The organism is Streptomyces sp. NPDC050743 (genome assembly GCF_044456925.1).
Taxonomy (GTDB): Bacteria; Actinomycetota; Actinomycetes; order Streptomycetales; family Streptomycetaceae; genus Streptomyces.
The window spans coordinates 1-2,223 of record NZ_JBITGJ010000290.1 but is presented as its reverse complement, the minus strand read 5'-3'; the positions used below and the strand labels follow the sequence as shown (position 1 = coordinate 2,223).

At 63.3% G+C, this 2,223-nt stretch carries 3 protein-coding genes; 2 read left to right on the top strand and 1 reads right to left on the bottom strand.

Annotation, left to right across the window (positions count from 1 at the left end):
- Positions 1–275 precede the first annotated feature (275 nt).
- Positions 276–725, top strand: coding sequence for a hypothetical protein (locus ACIBJF_RS53060; protein ID WP_399185060.1), 450 nt, complete (start codon positions 276–278; stop codon positions 723–725).
- A gap of 63 nt (positions 726–788) precedes the next feature.
- Here the strand turns inward: ACIBJF_RS53060 and ACIBJF_RS53055 are convergent, their stop codons facing one another.
- Complete coding sequence (locus ACIBJF_RS53055) at positions 789–1,685, bottom strand: IS982 family transposase (protein ID WP_399185059.1); 897 nt, start codon at positions 1,683–1,685, stop codon at positions 789–791.
- Positions 1,686–2,023: 338 nt separating this feature from the next.
- Here ACIBJF_RS53055 and ACIBJF_RS53050 point away from each other — a divergent pair.
- On the top strand, positions 2,024–2,223 hold a 200-nt coding region (locus tag ACIBJF_RS53050; protein ID WP_399185061.1), incomplete at its 3' end, for a transposase.

The window sequence follows — 2,223 nt, the reverse complement described above, 5'->3', positions numbered from 1 at the left end:
AGCAGGCGTGGATCAACGACCCCACCCGACGACACGAACCACAGCAACACAGTTCATAGCCGCACATTCGTTTCATTTGACTTGACAGCTACCGCTGGCGGAAACCGTCTCCCTTGCCATGGCTCCGGTGACGAGCTAATGCGTCGCAGACGAGCCATCCATGTGAGACGGTTCGGCGGCTGATGACCGTGCAAGCACGGAGGGGGACTGCTGAAATGGCTTCTGCAATCTTCGGCTTTGTGGGAGTTCTGCTCGGCTCCCTCACTACGTCCGTCTTGACGATCTACAAGGACAGGCTCGCCGCCAGGCACGAGATCAAGATCCGTGACCAGCAGTACGAGCGAGATCGCCAAATCGCTCGGGAAGCTTTCCAGCGGGAGAGTATCCTCGCCCTGCAGACAGCGGTCTCGAACCTGGTCAAGTCCGTCTACGAAGAACTTGACCGGCTCCTCGCCGAGCTCCACGAATCGGACGCATGGCCCGCACGTCAGTGGGAGACACCGACGGCTCAAGGTTGGTCGGAGGCTGTGCTGCAGCTTCAACTCTCAGCTGCTCGGGTCCTTGACGAGGGGCTGCGTGAACTCGCTCAGGAAATCCAGCACTCCGCACGTGCCGCAATCTGGGCGGAAGACCTTGCCACCGCAAGGCAGCACAGCGACCGTGTAGAGCCGTTGCTCGTGCGGTTCAATGACACTGCCAACAGGACCTTCGTGTCGCTCTTCTGACTCCTGGCGCCTGCTGACAGTGTGGGTTCTCACCTTGGCCTAGACGAGTCTGTCCGAATGCGGTCAGTGATCGTAGGCGGTTAGCGAGCGGCTTACCGCCTGGCTGGTCCGGAAGTTGAGCCGGATCGCGGCGGCCAGGGCCAGCACGCGCTGGGCGACGCGGACAGCGACGCCCTCGACGGTCCGTCCGCCGTGTTGTTCCAGGTCGAGCTGGCCCTTGAGGGTGTCGTTGACCGACTCGATCAGTTGGCGAACCTTCTTGAGCATCGGCTCGCCGGGCCGCAGGATCTCCTTCTTCCTGGACGGTCGCAGCAGCGTGACGCCCTGTTCGGACAGTGACCGCTCGAACCGCTTGGACGCGAAGCCCTTGTCGCTGATCAGCAGCAGACCCGGCCGTTCACGCACCAGGTCGGCATCGACCTCCAGCATCGCGGCCAGAACCTCGCGTTCGCCGAGCTTCGGGTCGGCCAGGGCCCACAGGATGGGCATGCCCGCCTGGGTGCACACCAGGTACAGGCGCAGCCCCCAGAAGAACCGGGAATGCGACGCGCAGTAGCCGTAGTTGGCCCAGCCCGCCAGCTGCGAGCGCTTGACCGTCGGGCGGGACATGCCGCACGGTACCGGGGTCGAGTCCGTGATCCATATGGTGTCGTGCCAGAAGTCCGTATCCTTCGCCAGCATCCGGATCACCCGCTTGATCTGCGGCAACGCGGCCCGTAGCCGCTTGTTGTAACCGGAGTCCTGCGGGATGAACGGGAACACGTCCCGATGGTGCGCACGCAGGTAGCGCAGCCAGCGGGCCTCGCAGTGAAAGCCCAGCAGCGCCTGCATCACCGCCAGGCACAGCAACTCCGAGTGACTGAGCTTCGGCGGTCGTCCGGGCAGCCGAGCGGTACCAGCCCAGTCGTCGTCGATCTTCACGTACACTGCCGTGATGAGGGTGTTCAGTTCTGTGGTCACAAACGGATCTTGAACACCCTCTCTTCACGCCCGCAGGCATTTGGACAGACTCGTCTAGGTGTGTGAGGCCGGTTGCTGCTGGTTCGGCTGGAGTCCCTGCCCATGTGTGAGACTGATCTTGATTTCCGGTGTCGGCTGATGACGTGCTCGTATGACGGCCCGCACAGCTGGCCTTAGCTTGGTGTTTAACCTCGGCCGTTCACCTGACCCGCTGATCTTGGTTCATTCGCGGGACAGCAGGGCGGCCGTTCTTCACGCTTCGAGGTGTCGAGCAACGTCGCGTGAAGGAACGGCCGCTGGTGAAGAGTCTCGCCGCTGAACAGTCCACTGACGCCGCGTTGGGCGTCCTGTCCCACTTTCGTGTCCAGTTCTACGACTGCCTCTACACCCGGGCGGATGCGCTCTTCGAGCTGACCGACGCGGTGCTGTGCTCGGACGGCCCGGTGACGTCGCTGGTCGAGTTGACGCTCACAGCCGAGCACCGGCGCGGGCACGGAGCGATGTACGACGCGGTCAATCACGGCTGGCTGGAGCCGCG